This window comes from Lysinibacillus sp. UGB7, assembly GCF_049058285.1.
GTDB lineage: Bacteria > Bacillota > Bacilli > Bacillales_A > Planococcaceae > Lysinibacillus > Lysinibacillus sphaericus_B.
The window spans coordinates 1-1,380 of sequence record NZ_JBMGUV010000086.1 but is presented as its reverse complement, the minus strand read 5'-3'; the positions used below and the strand labels follow the sequence as shown (position 1 = coordinate 1,380).

The 1,380-nt window shown below is 39.8% G+C and carries 1 protein-coding gene; it reads right to left on the bottom strand.

Translation table 11 applies throughout. From position 1 onward, the window contains the following. Positions 1-247: 247 nt before the first annotated feature. Positions 248-1,380, bottom strand: a 1,133-nt coding sequence (locus ACOMCU_RS27970) for an IS110 family transposase (protein ID WP_421052291.1), incomplete at its 5' end; no start/stop codon positions are given.

The following is a 1,380-nucleotide window of genomic DNA, read 5'->3' as shown; positions in this document are numbered from 1 at the left end:
CTTCGCTAAAACTAATGGAAATCATTAGCTTTTTTATCCACTATGTGATGCACAATGGATCTCTGCGATACTTATGACGACGTACCCTCCCATGTCTCTTAGCGTCATTTGCGCTTACATTCCTTCGTTCGGTCTATTCATAAGGCAGAGGCCTGCTATGCTGCACCGGAGACTCATAGTCTGAGTTTAGTTATTTTGCTGGCTTCTCCGTGTCATCCTTCTTTTTATAGTTCGATGAAAGAATTGATTACGCTGCCTCTGCGAGACAGTAGAGGTCATTCATCATATGTTGCTCGTTAAAAAAGACTTTCTTTTTGCATATGCCATGTAATACCTTCAGTAATTTACCACAGAGTATCACCATTGACTGCTTTCCCCTTAAGGGATTTTGTTGTCGCGTTGTGTAGTATTTATGAAGCTGTTTGAACGCTTCATTATGACGAATTAGCGGTACTATTACTTTAAATAAAGTGTTTCTAAGCTTCTTTCGCCCTCGTTTAGAGATATGTTTTTGTCCCTTATGTTGACCAGACGAGCTTTCACGTAATGTTAATCCCGCTAGTTTTATAAGTTGGCGTGGATTTTCATAAAGTGAGAAGCTTCCTACTTCTGATAGTAAATCAACTATTGTCGCATCTCCTAAACCAGGAACTGAAGCCAGTATTTCATATTCCATTGTTGTTTGTGCCATTTCTGCTAATTGATTATTTATAGTTTCAATTTCAGTTTCTAATAACCGATACTGACGTAAGAGCGTGGCGATTTCATGTTGGGCCATCTGTGTTCCTTCTGTCAGTCCGATAGAGTTTTTCGCGGCTTCAATAAGAAGCTTGGCTTTCGGTAACTGTGGGGCTCTCATTCCCTTTACCTGTCGGTAAAGAAAGACCAACTCTTCAGCTGTTTTCTCTTTAATATCTTTTGGTAATGGCGTCATTTCTAGTGTTGCAAGTGCCATCTTCCCGAAATTAGGAAAAACTTGAGTAAACTCTGGAAAGTAGCGATCAAGCCAACGAATGATTCGGTTTTTGATACTAGCCAAATCCTCCGTCAATTTTGAACGAAGAGTAGAACCAATACGAAGCTCAGCTTCAATGTCTTTCAGTATACGTGGATAGCTGAAACGTCCATCCTTTAATAAGCGAGCGATGACTAGTGCATCTTTTTTATCGTGCTTTGTCGGTAAGTTATCATCTAGTTCTTTCGAACGTCTTACGTGCATTGGATTCACCATGACAAGTGGGATTCCGTATTGATCTAAGAAATAGGCTAAGTTCATCCAGTAGTGGCCTGTAGGCTCAATACCTATTATTACTTCAGTTTTCTTAGCTTCCTTCATCGTTTGAAGAATCTTTTCATACAAGTTTTCGAAGCCTTCTTTCG